Source organism: Arthrobacter sp. UYEF36 (assembly GCF_040547025.1).
Classification (GTDB): domain Bacteria; phylum Actinomycetota; class Actinomycetes; order Actinomycetales; family Micrococcaceae; genus Arthrobacter.
The window spans coordinates 283963-301469 of the sequence record NZ_JBEPOX010000001.1 but is presented as its reverse complement, the minus strand read 5'-3'; the positions used below and the strand labels follow the sequence as shown (position 1 = coordinate 301469).

Genomic DNA, 17507 nt, shown 5'->3' with positions numbered 1-17507 from the left:
GCGTCCGCGGGGGCCCGGAACGTGCCGTTGTGCATAGACTGTCGACATGCGGCTGATGATTGCCGGGGGCGGCGGATTCCGGGTACCGCTGGTCTACCGGGCGCTCTGCGCGGGCCCCTTCGCCGGGCTCGTCCGGGAACTGGTGCTGTACGACGTCGATCCCGGCCGGCTCGCCGCCATCAACGCGGTCCTGGCCTCGCTCGCGGGGCAGCACCCGCCCGGCGCCGCCGCCAACTTTCCCGCAATCCGCGCCACCACTTCCCTGGCCGAGGCGCTGCCCGGCACGGACCTGGTGTTTGCCGCGATCCGCCCCGGCGGGACAGCCGGCCGCACCGCCGACGAGCGGGTGGCCCTGGACCTTGGACTCCTGGGCCAGGAAACCACGGGAGCCGGCGGCATCTCCTATGCGTTGCGGTCCATCCCCCGCATGCTGGACCTCGCCGCCCAGATGCGGCAGCACTGCCCGGACGCATGGCTGCTGAACTTCACGAACCCGGCCGGCATGGTCACCGAAGCCCTGGTTCCGGTGCTCGGCGGCAAAGTGGTGGGCATCTGCGATTCGGCCAGCGGACTGGTGCACCGGGCGGCGCGGGCCGCCGGCGTCGCACTGCCCGAGGGAAGGCTCGACGGCGTGGGCTACTACGGCCTGAACCACCTCGGCTGGCTGTACCGCTTGGCGTCCGGCGGCCGCGACGCACTGCCCGGGCTGCTGGCCAACGCGGACGCCCTGGCCGGTTTCGAGGAAGGACGCCTGTTTCCGCAGCCGTTCCTGGCCGGGCTGGGGTGCCTGCCCAACGAATACCTGTACTACTACTACGAGACCGAACGCGCCCTGGCCGGCATCCGGTCCTCCCCCACCACCCGCGGCGAGTCCATCGACCGGCAGCAGTCCGAGCTCTATCCGCGGCTCGCGGCGGCCGGCCGGGAGGCCTACGGGTTGTGGGACTCCGCGCGCCGTTCCCGCGAAGAGGGCTATCTCGCCGAGGCACGTCCCGCCGGCGAGCGCCGGGATGAGACGGACCTGGCCGGCGGCGGTTACGAACGCGTCGCCCTCGCGGTGATGCGCGCCCTCTCCGGCGGCGGCGCAGCGGAGCTGATCCTGAACACCCCGAACACCACCGGCGACGCCCGCGGGCGCGCCGCGGCGCCGGCGATTCCGGGGCTGCCCGCGGACGCCGTCGTCGAGGTGCCCTGCCGGGTGACGCCCGACGGCGTGGTGCCGCTGGCGCAGGAGCGACCGGCCCCGGCCCAGCTGGCACTGCTCCGGCAGGTCAAGGACGTCGAACGGCTGGTCGTGGCGGCCACCAGCCGGGACGCGGGGTCGACCGGGCCCGGCCGTCGGGCAGCGGCCCTCGCGGCGTTCGCCGGACACCCGCTGGTCGGCTCCGCGGACCTCGCGGCCAAACTGCTGGCCGGGTACGAGGACGCGTTCCCGGAACTGCAGGGACTCTGGCGCGGGGAGCCCTGAGTCCCCGGGCGCTACAGCCTGCGGTACATCAGGTGCAGGCCCACGTAGCCCAGCCGCGGGTGCAGGAATGCGTCCGGGATCGTGGCCAGCACCTCGAAGCCCAGGGACTGCCAGGCGGCCACGGCCCGGACATTGCTTTCCACGACGGCGTTGAACTGCATGGCACGGAATCCGGCCGCCCGCGCCGCGTCGAGCGAGTAGGCGCACAGCCCGCGCGCCACCCCCTTGCCCCCGTGCGCCGGGTGGACCATGAACCCGGCATTGGCGACGTGGCTCCCGCCGCCGCCCTGGTTCGCGTGCAGCTCGCCGGTGCCCAGGATAACGCCGTCGAGCTCCCCCCGGCCCGCGGCGACGAAGGTGTGGCCCGGGGGCTGTTTGAACCACCGTTCGCGGGCCTGGTGCTCGGTGCTGTCCCGGTCCCAGGTGAAGGTCTCCCCGGCCCTGATCACGGGTTCGAGGATCTCCCAGATCGCCGGCCAGTCCGCGCCGGTGGCCGGGCGGATAGCCCATCCCGGGGCGGTGGAATCGGTCTCTTCGCTTGTGCTCACAGCCGTCACGTTAGCAGCATGCCCGGCCCTGTGACCGGCGCCGCCCACCGGCCTATGAACCCGCGGGATTTTCAGGAGTAGTGTTTTATCGAAATGCAGTTCCGGCGTGTTGACCAGGGCGTGCCCACAGGGGGATGTCCACCGGGCCGGGAGAGTTCGAGGGAATAGTTCCAGGGAGGAAGGGAAAAGTATGTCGCTGATCCGCCGTGTGGCTTTCCTTTCCCTGCACACCTCGCCGATGGAGCAGCCCGGCTCCGGCGACGCCGGGGGTATGAACGTGTATATCCGCGCGCTCGCCGCGGCACTCGCCGAAACCGGCGTCGAGGTGGAGATCTTTACCCGGTCCACTTCCGCGGGCCAGGCCGCCGTCGAGCACCCCTCCCCCGGGGTCTGCGTGCATAACGTCATGGCTGGCCCGGCCCGGAAGCTGCCCAAGGAAGAACTTCCCGAACTGCTGCACAGCATGGTCGCCGAAATCGACCGCATCCGGCAGCTCCAGCCGCACGGCCGCTACGACGTGATCCATTCGCACTACTGGGTGTCCGGGGTGGCCGGACTTGAGCTCGCCAGCCTGTGGGGACTGCCGCTCGTGCACACCATGCACACCATGGCCAAGGTGAAGAACCTGCTGCTGGTCTCCGGCGAGCAGCCCGAGCCGCGCCGGCGCGAGGACGGTGAGCAGCGGATTGTCGACGGCGCCACCCGGCTGATCGCCAACACGGGCACCGAAGCGGCGGAACTGGTCTCGCACTACAACGCAGACAACGACCACATCGATGTGGCCCCGCCGGGCGTCGATCTGGACATCTTCACGCCGGCGTTCCGCAGCCGGGCCCGGGCCGCGCACGGGGTGCCGCCGGGCCGCTTCCACCTGCTGTTCGCCGGCCGGATCCAGCGTCTCAAGGGGCCGCAGATCCTGGTCAAGGCCGCCGCCCTGCTCCGGGCCCGGCGTCCGGACATCGACCTTCAGCTGACCATCGTCGGCGCGGTCAGCGGGGCCAAGGACTTCGACCTGAAGTCGCTGATCACCGCTGCCGGAATGGACGACGTCGTCACCCACCATCCGCCGGTCAGCGCACCGAAGCTGGCCGGCTGGTACCGGTCAGCCGACGTCGTGGTGATGCCGTCCTACAGCGAATCGTTCGGTCTCGTGGCGCTGGAGGCCCAGGCCTGCGGGACGCCGGTGGTCGCCACCAAGGTCGGCGGACTGTCCCGTGCCATCTTCGACGGCCGGACCGGGATGCTCGTGGAGGGCCACAAGGCCGCAGACTGGGCCGACGTCCTGGAAGCCCTGCACGACGACCCCGCGACCCGCGAGGACATGGGCCGCGCCGCCTCCCTGCACGCGCAGGAATTCGGCTGGCAACGCACCGCCGCCATCACGCTGGAGAGCTACCACACCGCTTTGAGCCAGTATTTTGGAAACCTGACCATTCCGGTGGGCCACACGCCCTCACCCGGAACCATAGGCCGGTAACAGCGGCCTGAACCCACTGGCCGGAACACCCACCGACGCCACGAGCCAAAGGACAACGATGTCTGAAACCACGACTCCCGGATCAGCCGCCACCGCACCCGCGGGCGCTACAGGCGGCGAGCCGGCCGCGTCCGCGGGGACCGCGGGCGCTGCCGGGGCCGCCGCGTTGAGTGACCTGGAGATCGCGCAGCGGGCCACAATGCGGCCCATCGAGGAGATTGCCGCGGCGGCCGGGATCAACGCCGAGGCGCTGGACTTCCACGGCCGCTACAAGGCGAAAATCGATCCTGCCAAGCTCGCCGGCCCACTGCACGGCGGTGCGTCCCGCGCGCCCGGCAAGGTGGTGCTGGTGTCCGCGATGTCCCCTACCCCCGCCGGTGAAGGCAAGTCCACCACGACGGTGGGTCTGGCGGATTCCCTGGCCCGCGCCGGCCACAAGGTGATGATCGCGCTGCGCGAACCCTCGCTCGGGCCGATCCTGGGCATGAAGGGCGGCGCCACGGGCGGCGGTTACTCCCAGGTGCTGCCGATGGACGAGATCAACCTGCACTTCACCGGCGATTTCCACGCCGTCACCTCGGCGAACAACGCCCTCATGGCTCTCGTGGACAACCACATCTACCAGGGCAACGAGCTGAACATCGACCCGCGCCGGATGACGTTCAAACGGGTGCTGGACATGAACGACCGCTCGCTGCGCGAAGTCGTGATCGGCCTCGGCGGCCCGACGCAGGGCATCCCGCGGCAGGACGGCTTCGACATCACCGTGGCCTCCGAGATCATGGCCGTGTTCTGCCTCGCCACGGACCTCGCCGACCTCCGGGAACGCCTGGGCCGGATCACCTTCGGCTACACCTACGACCGGCAGCCGGTCACGGTCGCCCAGCTCGGGGTCCAGGGCGCCCTGACCATGCTGCTCAAGGACGCCATCAAGCCGAACCTGGTGCAGACCATCGCCGGGACCCCGGCCCTGGTCCACGGCGGACCGTTCGCCAACATCGCCCACGGCTGCAATTCCCTGATCGCCACCCAGACCGCCCGCAGCCTGGCGGACATCGTCGTCACCGAAGCCGGCTTCGGCGCGGACCTGGGCGCGGAAAAGTACATGGACATCAAGGCCCGCGTCGCCGACGTGGCCCCGTCCGCCGTCGTGATCGTGGCGACCGTCCGGGCCCTGAAGATGCACGGCGGCCTCCCCAAGGACCAGCTCAAGGAGCCCAACGTGGAGGCGCTGGCTGCCGGCGTCGTCAATCTTCAGCGGCATGTGCGGAACGTGGAGAAGTTCGGCATTACGCCGGTCGTGGCGATCAACAAGTTCGCCACCGACACCCGCGAGGAGCTGGACTGGCTGCTGGAATGGTGCGCCGCGGAGGGCGTCCAGGCGGCCGTGGCCGATGTCTGGGGCCGCGGAGGCGGCGGCGACGGCGGCGACGAACTCGCGGCCAAGGTCGCCGCGGCCATCGACGCGCCGCACATCTTCCGGCACCTGTACCCGCTGGAGATGTCAGTGGAGGACAAGATCCGGACGATCGTCCAGGAGATCTACGGCGCCGACGGCGTGGATTTCTCCGTCCCGGCGCTCAAGCGGCTCGCGGAGATCGAGAAGAACGGCTGGTCCGGTTTCCCGGTCTGCATGGCGAAAACCCAGTATTCCTTCAGTGACGACGCGAGCAGGCTTGGCGCCCCGAAGGGTTTCACCGTGCACGTCCGCGACCTCATTCCCAAGACCGGCGCCGGCTTCATCGTGGCCCTCACCGGCGCCGTCATGACCATGCCGGGGCTCCCCAAGGTCCCGGCCGCGATGCGCATGGACGTCGACGCCGACGGCAATCCCGTCGGCCTCTTCTAACCCCTCCCTCACATCCGGCGTCCCCCAACCGATCCTCCCTCACATCCGGCGTCCCCCAAACGGACCCTCCCTCACATCCGGCGTCCCCCAAACCGACCCTCCCTCACATCCGGCGTCCCCCAAACGGACCCTCCCTCACATCCGGCGTCGCGCTCGTGCCGGCAGCGCCGGAAACGCGAGCGTGCCGCTACGGGCCGATCCGGGGCATCTGTGGATAACTTCTGCGAGCCTGCTTGAATAGGTTCACAATGCCAGCATGAGATCGCGAACGGAGCTTCCTGGTCCACTCGGCGCAGCACCCTTCACCATCGCCCACGCCAGGTCCCTGGGAGTTCCGAGAACCAGGCTCCGGCAGTCCGACATCAGTCATATCAGCCGAGGTCTCTACCGGCCCATGGAATGGAACTTCGAGTTGGAGGCGGCGGCTCGTTTACTGTCCGTGGCGTCGCCCGGGGCCTGGATCTCGCACGTCACGGCCGCCAGGCTTCGGTGTCAGCTCTTGCCTCCGTGGCTCTCGGACTCTGAGGAGCTGCACCTGAGCAAGCCGCGGGCACTGCCCGAGGTCCGGCGCAAGGGCGTCGTCGGGCACACAGTGCTGGCGCTGGATGACGAGGTCGAAACTATGGACGGCATCCGGATCAGCGCACGTCCCCGCACGTGGCTCGATCTCGCCCGGCGGTTGAGCCTTTCCGAATTGGTCTGCATGGGCGACGAGCTCGTTCGGATTCCCCGGTTCGGTCTGGAGGGACGGCGCGAGCCCTTCACGACCGTCGATGGGCTGCGGTCGATGGTGAGCCGCCATCCGAATCTGCAGGGTATCGTCCGTGCCCGCGCTGCCCTGGAATTGATGCGAGTGGGATCCGACTCAGGCCCGGAAACACTGCTCCGGCTGGCAATGTGCGACGCCGGTCTCCCGGAGCCGGAGCTGCAGCTCCCGCTCCGCCCAGAGAGCCCGGGTTCCCCGACGGCGGATCTTGGGTATCGCCGTCGGCGGCTCGCCTTCCAGTACGACGGCGGCCACCATCTGCTCCCGGCCCAGATATTCAGCGACCGCCGACGGGACAAGGCTTTCGAGTCGGCGGGATGGACGGTACTCGTCCTGACAAAAGACGATCTGGCTGACGGCTTCGCCGGCGCAACCGTCAGGATCAAGCGAATCCTCCGCACCGCGCACATCAGCCCGTCGGCTGTTGCCGGCTTTTCCGGCCAAGTCTGAGGGAGCGATTCGGAGAGGCCTGCTCTAAGTGAGAGAGGATCCGGCCCATACTGACCAGACGTGAGAGAGGATCCGGCCCATACTGACCAGACGTGAGGGAGGATCCGGCCCACACTGACCAGACGTGAGGGAGCGTCACCCCGGACGCACGACGCTCCCGCACCAAAGGTGCGGGAGCGTCGGGTTGGATCGCACCAAAGCTGCGGGAGCGTCCCAGGGGAAGAGGAGGAAGTTTAGCGCTCCAGGTCCCCGCGGATGAAGGCCTCGACCTTGTCACGGGCGAGGTCGTCGTTGAACTGCTCCGGCGGCGACTTCATGAAGTAGCTCGAGGCGGACAGCAGCGGGCCGCCGATGCCGCGGTCCAGGCCGATCTTGGCGGCGCGGATGGCGTCGATGATCACGCCGGCGGAGTTGGGCGAGTCCCAGACCTCCAGCTTGTATTCGAGCGACACCGGGGCGTCGCCGAAGTTCCGGCCCTCGAGGCGGACGAAGGCCCATTTGCGGTCATCGAGCCACTGGACGTAGTCCGACGGGCCGATGTGCACGTCCTTGGCGGCCAGTTCGGCTTCCACGTTGGACGTGACGGCCTGCGTCTTGGAGATCTTCTTGGACTCGAGGCGGTCGCGCTCCAGCATGTTCTTGAAGTCCATGTTGCCGCCGACGTTCAGCTGGTAGGTGCGGTCCAGGGTGACACCGCGGTCCTCGAACAGCTTGGCCATGACGCGGTGCGTGATGGTGGCACCGATCTGGCTCTTGATGTCATCGCCAACGATCGGGACACCGGCGGCGGTGAACTTGTCCGCCCAGGCCTTGGTGCCGGCGATGAAGACCGGCAGGGCGTTGACGAAGCCAACACCGGCGTCGATCGCGCACTGGGCATAGAACTCCGCGGCTTCCTGCGACCCGACCGGCAGGTAGCAGACCATCACGTCGACCTTGGCGTCCTTGAGGGCCTGGACGACGTCAACCGGCTCCTCCGAGGACTGCTCGATGGTCTCGAGGTAGTACTTGCCGAGCCCGTCGAGGGTCGGGCCGCGCTGGACGGTCACACCGGTCGGCGGGACGTCGGCGATCTTGATGGTGTTGTTTTCGCTGGCCAGGATGGCGTCGGCGAGATCCAGGCCCACCTTCTTGCCGTCGACGTCGAAGGCGGCAACGAATTCGACGTCATTGACGTGGTACTTGCCGAACTCCACATGCATCAGCCCCGGAATCGTGGCCTTGGGGTCGGCCTCCCGGTAGTACTCGACGCCCTGGACCAGCGAGGTGGCACAGTTACCTACGCCGACGATTGCAACACGAATCGGATGTGAAGACACGGAACTCCTTTGGGGACAACTTCATGTGCCCGGCGCGGAAGTACTCTGATGCACGACGGCGGCAGCGGGCACGGCGCCATACGGCGCCCTTAGCATTCTAGTCAACGGCGCGGCGACCTGAGTTGTTCCCGGCCGCCGCACCGCCTGTATGACGATCAGGGCAGGGAGGTTACTTCTGGGCCCACAGGTTGATGTCGGACTCGACGGCGAACTCGTCAATCGCCGTCAGCTCCCCGGCAGTGAAGTCGAGGTTGTTGATCGCGGACAGGGTGTCCTCGAGCTGCCGGACGCTGGACGCACCCACCAGGGCGGACGTCACGGAGGAGCCCTTGCCCTGCTCACGCAGGATCCAGGCGATGGCCATCTGCGCGAGGGTCTGCCCGCGGCCCTCGGCGATCCGGTGCAGTCCCCGGACCCGGTCCAGTTTGTCCTCGGTGATGCTGTCTTCGGCCAGCGACTTCTCCTGGGCGGCGCGTGAATCGGCCGGGATCCCGTTCAGGTAGCGGTCGGTGAGCATGCCCTGTGCCAGCGGGGAGAACGCGATGGAGCCGGCCCCCACCTGTTCCAGCGCCTCGTACAGGTTGGGGCTGCCGTTTTCAGTCCAGCGGTTCAGCATGGAGTAGCTCGGCTGGTGGATCAGCAGCGGGGTGCCGAGCTCCTTCAGGATCCGGGCGGCCTCGAGGGTCTGCTCCGGGGTGTAGGAGGAGATGCCGGCGTACAGGGCCTTCCCGGAGCGGACGGCCTGGTCCAGGGCACCCATGGTCTCTTCCATTGGCGTTTCCGGGTCGGGGCGGTGGCTGTAGAAGATGTCCACGTAGTCCAGGCCCATGCGGTTCAGCGACTGGTCCAGGCTGGCGAGCAGGTATTTGCGCGAGCCCCATTCGCCGAACGGTCCCGGCCACATGTTGTAGCCGGCCTTGGTGGAGATGATGAGCTCGTCCCGGTAGGGGGCGAAGTCATCCTTGAGGTGACGGCCGAAGTTCGTTTCGGCGGAACCGGCCAGCGGTCCGTAGTTGTTGGCCAGGTCGAAGTGGTTGACGCCAAGGTCGAAGGCCCGGCGCAGGATGGCGCGCTGGGTCTCGAACGGCTTGTCGTCCCCGAAGTTGTGCCACAGGCCGAGCGAAATGGCGGGGAGTCTCAGCCCGCTGCGTCCCACGCGGCGGTAGGGCATGGCGTCGTACCGGGTATCTGCTGCAACGTAAGTCATACGTACTGTGTCCTGTCCTATTTCGAGATGATGGCGGCACTGTGGCCGGGCAGGTCGAGCTGGCCGTCCCTGAGGTGCGCGCCGGCGTCGGTGGCCAGCGCGATCGAGGCACCGGCAACGGCGAGCCGGCGGGGTTCTGTGGAGAAGTTCATCGCGACCTCCACACTGCCGCGGCGCAGCCGGAGCCAGCCGTCGGCCTCGCTGAAGGCCACCGCGGTGTCCTCGAAGCCAAGGCCGGCGAGCTCCGGCGTCGAGCGCCGCAGCGCGATCAGCCGGCGGTAGAGCTCCAGCAGCCGGGCGTGGTCACCCTCGGCGGCTTCGTCCCAGTTGAGCTTGGAGCGGGTGAACGTCTGCGGGTCCTGCGGGTCGGGCACGACGGCGGGGTCCCAGCCCATCCGCTCGAACTCCCGGATCCGGCCCTCCGCGGTGGCCTTGCCGAGCTCCGGCTCCGGGTGCGAGGTGAAGAACTGCCACGGTGTGGTGGCGCCGTATTCCTCACCCATGAACAGCATCGGCGTGAACGGCGAGGTCAGGGTCGCGACGGCGGCGAGCGCCAGCTGGCCGTAGCCCAGGGTCTGCGACAGCCGGTCGCCGGTGGCCCGGTTCCCGATCTGGTCGTGGTTCTGGCTGCAGACCACCAGCGCCGCCGGGTGGACCAGGCCGGTGTTGATCGGCCGCCCGTGGTGCCGCCCGCGGAAGCTGGAGTAGCTGCCGTCGTGGAAGAAGCCATCCACCAGGACCTTGGCCAGGGCCTCAAGGGAACCGAAGTCCTCGTAGTAGCCTGTGGTCTCGCCGCTGACGTTGACGTGCACGGCGTGGTGGAAGTCATCGCTCCACTGCCCGGCCAGGCCGTGGCCGTTAAGGTCCCGCGGGTAAAGCAGCCGCGGATCGTTGAGGTCCGACTCGGCGATCATCGTGGCGGGGCGTCCGGTCTCGGCGGAGATGTCGTCCGCGAGCGCACCGAACTCCTCCAGCAGGTGGACCGCCCGCTCGTCCTTGAAGGCGTGTACGGCATCGAGCCGCAGCCCGTCCACGTGGTAGTCCCGAAGCCACATCGCGGCATTCTCGAGGATGTAACTGCGCACGACGTCGGAGCCGGCGCCGTCGAGGTTCACCGAATCGCCCCAGGTGTTGCCCTCCCCCGACTTCAGGTACGGCCCGAAGCGGGAAAGGTAGTTTCCGCTGGGGCCGAGGTGGTTGTAGACGACGTCCTGGATAACGCCCAGCCCGGCGGCATGGGCGGCGTCCACGAAGCGCTGGTACGCGGCGGGTCCGCCGTAGCCTTCGTGCACGGCGTACCAGAGGACGCCGTCGTAGCCCCAGTTGTGGGTGCCGTTAAAGCCGTTCACCGGCAGCAGCTCCACGAAGTCAATGCCGAGCTCCACCAGGTAGCCGAGCTTGCCGATGGCCGCATCGAGCGTGCCCTCGGACGTGAAGGTCCCCAGGTGCAGCTCATAGATCACGGCCCCCTGCAGCCCGCGGCCCGGCCACTGCCCGTCCGCCCACTCGTGGCTGCCGGCGTCGAAGGTGCGCGACAGGGAGTGGACGCCCTCGGGCTGCCGCCGGGAGCGCGGGTCCGGCAGCGGTGTGGTGTCCCCGTCGAGCAGGTAGCCATAGTCGACGTCCCCGGCGGCCGGGGCGTCCGGCGCGGTCCACCAGCCCTCACCGTCACCGCCGGTGCCGCCGCCGGGCCGTCGCGTCATCGGGTACTGCCGGCCGTCGGCCAGCAGCGTCACGGTGCCCGCTTCCGGCGCCCAAAGGTCGAAGCGGTCATTTCCGTCAGCAGGCAAAGTGATCACAGCTTTCCGTATATCGGTGGTTCAGTCAGTGCTTGGCGGGGACCAGCAGGGCAACCGGGTAGCTAGCCAGGATGGCGGCCACTTCCACGGTGCCCGGGCCGTAGGTGGCGCCCGTCAGTTCGTCGGTCATGGTGCCGTCCAGGTGGATGGTGGTGTCCCGCCAACCGCCCTGCTGCTCCAGTCCCCGGGGCAGCCGGGTCGCGAGCGTTACGGCCCCCGCGCCGGCCGCACTGCACCGGTCGAAGCCGACCAGGTGCCCGGCGGCGGAGCCGGTCGCCGCGACGGGGCGGTAGCCCGTGAACAGCTCCGGGCGGTCGCGGCGCAGGCGCAGCGCCCGCGAGGTGACCAGGAGCTTCGCCGCGTCGTCGGTGTACGACGCCGGGCGGTCGCCGGCGTCGAGCGCGGCCAGGGCTGCGCGCCGCGCCCCGAAGTCGAACGGCCGCCGGTTGTCCGGATCCGTCAGCGAGTGGTCCCAGAACTCGGTGCCCTGGTACACGTCCGGGACTCCCGGCATGGTCAGCTGCACCAGCTTGGCGCCCAGGGAATTGACCGTCCCGTAAGGCGCCAGGAGTTCCACGAGGGAGTCCAGCTCCGCCCGGACGCGTGCGTTGTCGAAGGCCGCGTCGACGGCGGCGGCCAGCTTCTCCTCGAAGCTGGCATCCGGGTCCAGCCAGTCGGTCGAGTTGCCGGCCTCCCGGGCCGCCTTCTGCGCGTACGACTGAAGCCGGTCACGGTCCGCCGGCCAGGCACCGGCAATGGCCTGCCACAACAGGTTGGCCAGCGGCCCGTCGGGCAGCGGCGCCAGTTCCTGCAGCCGGGCCAAGGCGGCCCGCCATTCCGGCGCCAGTTCCGCGAGCACGGAAATCCGGGCCCGGGTGTCTTCGCTGCGCTTGGTGTCATGCGTGCTCAGCGTGGTCATGGACAGCGGAAGCTCGGCCTGCCGCCGGGCCATCCGCTGGTGGAACTCGTCCGGATCGACGGAGAACTCGGTGGGATCGGCCCCGACCTCCGTCAGGGTCCCCAGCCGGGTGTAGCGGAAGAACGCGGTGTCCTCCACGCCCTTGGCCATGACCATGCCGGAGGTCTGCTGGAAGCGGCGGCCCAGTTCCGCGCCGGGCTCCGGGCCGGCGTCCAGGAGCAGCGGCAGCAGCTGCCCGACGGCGTCTGCCAGTTCCGGACGACGGCGGACGGCAAGTTCGCATGCCTCCGTCAGGACGTCCGCGCCCTCGGGCAGGTAGCTGCGGTAGACCGGGAAGGCGGCGATGATTTCGGACAGGGCATCGGCGGCCGCTGAGACGCCCAGACCGGTTCCGGCCGGCACCAGCCGTGCCAGCCGGAGCATTTCGGAATGGAGGATCCCGTCAGTGATCCGGCGCTTGGTGCCCCGGATCATCTCCTCGTAGTCCGCCGCCTGGCCGCCCCGCAGCTCGGTGTCGAGCGCATCGAGGGCGTCCTGCCCGGCGGGGTCGACGAAGAGCCGGTCCACGTCCGCGAGGGCGTCGTAGCCGGTGGTTCCCTCGCAGTCGAAGCCCGCCGGAAGCACCTCCCCCGGCTCCAGGATCTTCTCGATCAGCAGGTAACTGCCGCCCGTGACCTCGCGGAGCCGGCGCAGGTACCCCTCCGGATCGGCCAGTCCGTCCGGGTGGTCGATCCGGAGTCCATCAACCAGCCCGTCGCGGAACCAGCGGACAATCTCGGCGTGGGCCTCATCGAAGACCTCCGGGAGCTCGACCCGGATGCCGGCCAGGCTGTTGACAGCGAAGAACCTGCGGTAGTTCAGCTCGTTGTCGGCCCGGCGCCAGCCGACCAGCTCATAGTGCTGCCGGCCGTGGACCTTGCGGGGGTCATCGCCCTCGGTGTAGCTGCCCTCGGCCAGCGGGAAGCGGTGGTCGTAGTACCGCAGTTCCCCATCCTTGATTTCCAGCGCGTCCACGTCGGAGTCCGTTCCCAGCACGGGGATCCGGATCCGGCCGCCGCCGAAGTCCCAGTCGACGTCGAACGCCGGGGCGTAGCGGGACTGCTGCCCCGCCTTGAGCAGGGACCACCACCACGGGTTCTGCACGGGGGTTGCGACGCCGACATGGTTGGGCACGATGTCGACGAGCACCCCCATCCCGGCGTCCCGTGCTGCCTTTGACGCTGCGGTCAGGCCCTCCGGTCCGCCCCGGTCCGGGTCGATCGCGGAGGGGTCGGTGACATCATAGCCGTGGTCCGAGCCCTTCTCCGCGGTCAGGATCGGCGAGAGATAGATCCAGTCCACGCCGAGTGACTTCAGGTAGGGCACGGTCTCGGCAGCATCCTGGAGGGTGAAGCCGGGCCGGATCTGAAGCCGGTAGGTGGAGACGGGTGTCCTCATTTGGCGGCAGCCTTCGCGGCGCTGGTGGCGGCGGCCTCTTCCTGGGCTTCCACCATCTCCTCGTGGGCGTCCTCGTGCTCGGCCATGGAGGCCAGCGATGCGGCCGCGGAGTAGTCCACTTCCACTTCGGGGCCGGAGTGGGCGCGGAGCACCACCATGGACTTGGCGGCGAGTTTCAGTACCGCCCCGGCCTTGAGCGGTTCCGTGGTGTCGGCCTGGTCCGAGGTGTCCACCAGGACGTCCCAGAACGGTGAGTATTCCTCCGCCGGCAGCGTGAAGTCCACGTCGTCGTCGTGGGCGTTGAACCCGAGCAGGAAACTGTCGTCGGTGATCCGGCGGCCGCGGGAGTCCTGTTCCTGGATGCCGTGGCCGTTGTAGAACACGCCGATGGTCCGGCCGAAGCCGCTGTCCCAGTCCTCCGGGAGCATTCCCGTGCCGTCCGTTTTCAGCCAGACGATGTCCGGCAGCTTCTCGCCTTCACCCCGAACGACCGGGCGGCCGTCGAAGAAGCGGCTGCGCCGGAAGATCGGGTGGTCGCGGCGGATCTTGTTGACGACGGCGGTGAACTCCACCAGCGGCTGGTCCATCGCGTCCCAGTGGATCCAGCTCAGCTCGGAGTCCTGGCAGTAGGTGTTGTTGTTGCCCTGCTGCGTGCGGCCGAGTTCGTCACCGTGCAGGAGCATCGGCACGCCCTGCGAGAGCAGGAGGGTGGCGATGAAGTTGCGCTGCTGGCGGGCCCGGAGGGTCAGCACGCGGTCATCGTCGGTGTCTCCCTCTTCGCCGCAGTTCCAGGACCGGTTGTGGGATTCGCCGTCGTTGTTGCCCTCGCCGTTGGCGTCGTTGTGCTTCTCGTTGTAGGACACCAGGTCGCGCATGGTGAAGCCGTCGTGGGCGGTGACGAAGTTGATCGAGGCCACCGGGCGCCGCGCCGAGCTTTCGTACAGGTCCGCGGAGCCGGTCAGGCGGGACGCGAATTCGCCCAGGGTGGAGGGTTCGCCGCGCCAGAAGTCGCGGACCGTGTCGCGGTACTTGCCGTTCCATTCGGTCCACTGCGGCGGGAAGTTGCCCACCTGGTAGCCGCCCGGGCCGATGTCCCAGGGCTCGGCGATCAGCTTGACCTGGGAGACGATCGGGTCCTGCTGGATGAGTTCGAAGAAGGTGGAGAGCTTGTCGACGTCGTAGAACTCGCGGGCGAGCGTGGAGGCGAGGTCGAAGCGGAAGCCGTCGACGTGCATTTCCGTCACCCAGTAGCGCAGGGAGTCCATCAGCAGCTGGAGGGAGTGCGGGTGCCGGACGTTGAGGGAGTTTCCGGTGCCGGTGTAGTCCATGTAGTGCTTCATGTCGTCGTCGACGAGGCGGTAGTAGGCCTGGTTGTCGATGCCCTTGAAGGACAGGGTGGGGCCGAGGTGGTTGCCTTCCGCGGTGTGGTTGTAGACCACGTCCAGGATCACCTCCATGCCGGCCTTGTGCAGCTCGCGGACCATGGCCTTGAATTCCTGGACCTGGTGCCCGACGTCGCCGGAGGAGCTGTAGGTGTTCTGCGGGGCGAAGAAGCCGATGGTGTTGTAGCCCCAGTAGTTGTTGAGGCCCTTCTCCTCGAGCGTGCCGTCGTTGACGAACTGGTGCACGGGCATGAGTTCGATCGCGGTGACGCCGAGCTTCTTCAGGTGGTCAATCACGGCCGGGTGGGCGACGCCGGCATAGGTGCCGCGCTGGTCTTCGGGGACCTCCGGGTGCAGCTCGGTCAGGCCCTTGACGTGGGCCTCGTAGATGACCGACTGGTGGTAGGGGATCCGCGGCTGGCGGTCGCCGTCCCACTCGAAGAACGGGTTGATGACCACGCCGTGCATGGTGTGCGGCGCCGAGTCGCTGTCGTTGCGGGAATCGGGGTCGCCGAACTCGTAGGTGAAGAGCGCCGGATCCCAGTCGATCTGGCCCTGGATGGCCTTGGCGTACGGGTCCATCAGCAGCTTGTTCGGGTTGAAGCGGTAGCCGTTCTCGGGCTCGTACGGGCCGTGGACCCGGTAGCCGTACTTCTGGCCGGGCTGGATGTGCGGCAGGTAGCAGTGCCAGACGTAGCCGTCCAGCTCGGTCAGCTCGATGCGGGTTTCAGTCAGATCCTCAGCAAGGATGCACAACTCCACCCGTTCGGCACGTTCGCTGAACAGGGCAAAGTTGGTGCCGGTGCCGTCAAAAGTGGCTCCCAGCGGGTATGCCGATCCGGGCCAGACTTCCATGTGTACTCCTCGTGCGTGGCGAAAATTCTCTAGACAGACTACTTGTAAGTAGGGTTACCAATTGACCCGGCGCACTGGACGTGCACGTTTGTTACAGGTTCGCGATGACCTCCCGAACGGATTGCGCGACGTCCGACGCCGTCACCGGCCCGCCGTCCGAGGCAAGGCTTCCGGCCCGGCCGTGGACGCTGGCGGCCAGCGCCGCGATGCCGGCCCAGCGGTCATCGGCACGGATCCCGCGGGAAGCGAACGTCTCTGGACCCCCGGCCAGTTGCGCGAGCAGGGCTCCCAGAATACCGGCCAGGACGTCCCCGCTGCCGGCGGTTGCCAGCCAGGGGGTCGCGTCGTCCTGGCTGAAAACGGCCCCCGAGGGAGCGGCCACGAGCGTCGTGGCGCCTTTGAGCAGGACGGTGGCCCCGGTGAGGTCACTGGCCCGCCGGGCGGCCGCGAGGGTGGCGCCCTCCACTCCGGGGCGGCCGGGGGCGGCGCCATAGCGCGCCAGCAGGGTACCAAGTTCGCCGGCGTGCGGTGTCAGCACGAACTGGGGGGTGAGGGTCCGGGGCAGGGCTGGCAGCGCCCCGGCGTCGGCCGCGACGGGAAGCCCGGTGGCCGCGGCGTCGCGGACCCGTTGGAGCTGCTCGTGGGCGTGTTCGTCGATCCCCGGTCCCAGCAGCCAGGCCTGGACGTGGGCGTCCGCGGCGCTGCCGGATCCGCACACAACTTCCGGGCAGGACCGGCGGACCAGGTCCGCGACCTCCGGCGGGCCGAGGTAACGCACCATGCCCACGCCGGCTGCCAGCGCGCCGCGGCAGGCCAGCACGGCGGCGCCGGGGTACTGCTGCGAGCCGGCCACGACGCCCAGGACGCCCCGGGAGTATTTGTGGGAGCGCCGCTCGGGGTGGGGCAGGAGCACGGCAAGGTCCTCGGACTGCAGCCGCCGCAGCGCCGGGTCCGGCAGAGCCGCCTCGATCCCGATCGGGATCACCTGCACACGGCCGGCGAAGTCCGCTCCGGGATCGGCCAGCACCCCGGCTTTGGCCGCCCCGAACGTCACGGTCAGCTCCGCGCGGAGTACGGGCGGATGGGCTTCCCCGGTGTCAGCGTCCACGCCGCTGGGAATGTCGCAGGCCACCACGAGTCCTGGCCGGGAGCGTCCCAGCGCCTCGATCAGCTCCGCGGCCGGGCCCCGGAGCCCGCCCTGCGCGCCCGTGCCGAGGACCGCGTCAATAACGACGCCGGACGACGCGGCCGCTGCCGCCGCGGCGGTGACGTTCCCGTGTGCCAGGCGGATCACGCGGCCGCCGGACTTTTCGAAAGCCGCCAGTCCCTCCGGGTGGGCCTCCCCGGCGGTGAGGACCGCCGTCGTCCGCATGCCGCGGCCGGCCAGCATGGCGGCGGCGAACAGCCCGTCCCCGCCGTTGTTGCCCTTGCCGGCGAGTACGGTGACGCTGGCGCCGTAGAGGCGCTCCCCGCGGTCCCGGAGTTCGCGGACCACTGCGTTGGCCAGCCCGTAGGCGGCCCGTTGCATAAGAACAGCGCCCGCACCGGCCTGCAGACTTGTCTGGATGAAGCCGTTCTCAACCTCTCGAATCTGGGTTCCGGTGTAGGCGCTGATCATGGTTTCAGTCCATTCGCGGTGCAGTCGCTGTGGGAAATGCGGCGTTGGTGAGGCTGGTGAAGCTCAGCCTTCGGCGATGACCGTGGCAGTGGCGATGCCGCCGTCGTGGCTCATGGACAGGTGCCAGCGTTTGACGCCCTTCGACTCGGCCACGGCCAGCACGGTGCCCTTGACCTGGACCGTGGGACCGTTCTGGTCCAGCCCGATCCAGCAGTCCTGCCAGTTCATGCCGGCCGGTGCGCCGAGGACCTTGGCCACGGCCTCCTTGGCGGCGAACCGGGCCGCCAGGGAGCGCGTGTTCAGTTCGCGCTCCGCGGGGACGAACAGCCTGTCGCGCAGCCCGGGGGTGCGCTCCAGCTGCCGGCCGAACCGTTCAATGTCTACGACGTCTACGCCAATGCCAACAATCATGG

At 68.9% G+C, this 17507-nt stretch carries 12 protein-coding genes; 4 read left to right on the top strand and 8 right to left on the bottom strand.

Annotated features, from left to right (window positions below):
- Positions 1-46 precede the first annotated feature (46 nt).
- The gene (locus ABIB29_RS01500) at positions 47-1468 is read left to right on the top strand and encodes a family 4 glycosyl hydrolase (protein ID WP_354169423.1); all 1422 of its coding nucleotides are present in this window, start codon (positions 47-49) and stop codon (positions 1466-1468) included.
- Between the two features lie 11 nt (positions 1469-1479).
- Here the strand turns inward: ABIB29_RS01500 and ABIB29_RS01495 are convergent, their stop codons facing one another.
- Entirely contained in the window at positions 1480-2025 is a 546-nt protein-coding gene (locus ABIB29_RS01495) for a GNAT family N-acetyltransferase (RefSeq protein ID WP_502915531.1), read from the bottom strand.
- Between the two features lie 181 nt (positions 2026-2206).
- Here ABIB29_RS01495 and mshA point away from each other — a divergent pair, with 181 nt between their 5' ends.
- The 3 genes from mshA to ABIB29_RS01480 all read left to right on the top strand — a co-directional run bounded on the left by mshA (position 2207) and on the right by ABIB29_RS01480 (position 6558).
- Positions 2207-3493, top strand: coding sequence for a D-inositol-3-phosphate glycosyltransferase (gene mshA, locus ABIB29_RS01490; protein WP_354169420.1), 1287 nt, complete (start codon positions 2207-2209; stop codon positions 3491-3493).
- A 58-nt stretch (positions 3494-3551) separates the two neighbouring features.
- On the top strand, positions 3552-5342 hold the full coding sequence (locus ABIB29_RS01485) for a formate--tetrahydrofolate ligase (RefSeq protein ID WP_354169419.1): 1791 nt from the start codon (positions 3552-3554) through the stop codon (positions 5340-5342).
- Positions 5343-5841: 499 nt separating this feature from the next.
- The gene (locus tag ABIB29_RS01480) at positions 5842-6558 is read left to right on the top strand and encodes an endonuclease domain-containing protein (protein ID WP_354169417.1); all 717 of its coding nucleotides are present in this window, start codon (positions 5842-5844) and stop codon (positions 6556-6558) included.
- A gap of 233 nt (positions 6559-6791) precedes the next feature.
- Here ABIB29_RS01480 and ABIB29_RS01475 read toward each other — a convergent pair whose 3' ends face one another.
- The 7 genes from ABIB29_RS01475 to ABIB29_RS01445 all read right to left on the bottom strand — a co-directional run bounded on the left by ABIB29_RS01475 (position 6792) and on the right by ABIB29_RS01445 (position 17505).
- Positions 6792-7877 carry an inositol-3-phosphate synthase gene (locus ABIB29_RS01475; protein ID WP_354169415.1) on the bottom strand — a complete coding sequence of 362 codons (1086 nt, stop codon included), beginning with the start codon at positions 7875-7877 and terminating at the stop codon, positions 6792-6794.
- A gap of 169 nt (positions 7878-8046) precedes the next feature.
- Positions 8047-9084, bottom strand: coding sequence for an L-glyceraldehyde 3-phosphate reductase (gene mgrA / locus ABIB29_RS01470; protein WP_354169413.1), 1038 nt, complete (start codon positions 9082-9084; stop codon positions 8047-8049).
- A 17-nt stretch (positions 9085-9101) separates the two neighbouring features.
- Positions 9102-10880: a malto-oligosyltrehalose trehalohydrolase gene (gene treZ, locus ABIB29_RS01465; protein ID WP_354170257.1), complete on the bottom strand. Its 1779-nt coding sequence runs from the start codon at positions 10878-10880 to the stop codon at positions 9102-9104.
- A 28-nt stretch (positions 10881-10908) separates the two neighbouring features.
- Positions 10909-13239, bottom strand: a complete 2331-nt coding sequence (gene treY / locus ABIB29_RS01460) for a malto-oligosyltrehalose synthase (protein WP_354169411.1) — start codon at positions 13237-13239, stop codon at positions 10909-10911.
- Positions 13236-15476, bottom strand: coding sequence for a glycogen debranching protein GlgX (gene glgX / locus ABIB29_RS01455; RefSeq protein ID WP_354169410.1), 2241 nt, complete (start codon positions 15474-15476; stop codon positions 13236-13238). The genes treY and glgX overlap by 4 nt, the downstream gene beginning before the upstream one ends.
- Positions 15477-15567: 91 nt before the next feature.
- On the bottom strand, positions 15568-17094 hold the full coding sequence (locus tag ABIB29_RS01450; protein ID WP_354169408.1) for an NAD(P)H-hydrate epimerase: 1527 nt from the start codon (positions 17092-17094) through the stop codon (positions 15568-15570).
- Positions 17095-17157: 63 nt separating this feature from the next.
- Complete coding sequence (locus ABIB29_RS01445; RefSeq protein WP_024366340.1) at positions 17158-17505, bottom strand: holo-ACP synthase; 348 nt, start codon at positions 17503-17505, stop codon at positions 17158-17160.
- Positions 17506-17507 lie beyond the last annotated feature (2 nt).

Bases quoted from the DNA above. Each gene is read 5' to 3' on its own strand.
- mgrA (WP_354169413.1), bottom strand. From the start codon at position 9,084: ATGACTTACGTTGCAGCAGATACCCGGTACGACGCCATGCCCTACCGC.
- ABIB29_RS01445 (WP_024366340.1), bottom strand. From the start codon at position 17,505: ATGATTGTTGGCATTGGCGTAGACGTCGTAGACATTGAACGGTTCGGC.
- treY (WP_354169411.1), bottom strand. From the start codon at position 13,239: ATGAGGACACCCGTCTCCACCTACCGGCTTCAGATCCGGCCCGGCTTC.
- glgX (WP_354169410.1), bottom strand. From the start codon at position 15,476: ATGGAAGTCTGGCCCGGATCGGCATACCCGCTGGGAGCCACTTTTGAC.
- ABIB29_RS01500 (WP_354169423.1), top strand. From the start codon at position 47: ATGCGGCTGATGATTGCCGGGGGCGGCGGATTCCGGGTACCGCTGGTC.
- mshA (WP_354169420.1), top strand. From the start codon at position 2,207: ATGTCGCTGATCCGCCGTGTGGCTTTCCTTTCCCTGCACACCTCGCCG.
- ABIB29_RS01485 (WP_354169419.1), top strand. From the start codon at position 3,552: ATGTCTGAAACCACGACTCCCGGATCAGCCGCCACCGCACCCGCGGGC.
- ABIB29_RS01450 (WP_354169408.1), bottom strand. From the start codon at position 17,094: ATGATCAGCGCCTACACCGGAACCCAGATTCGAGAGGTTGAGAACGGC.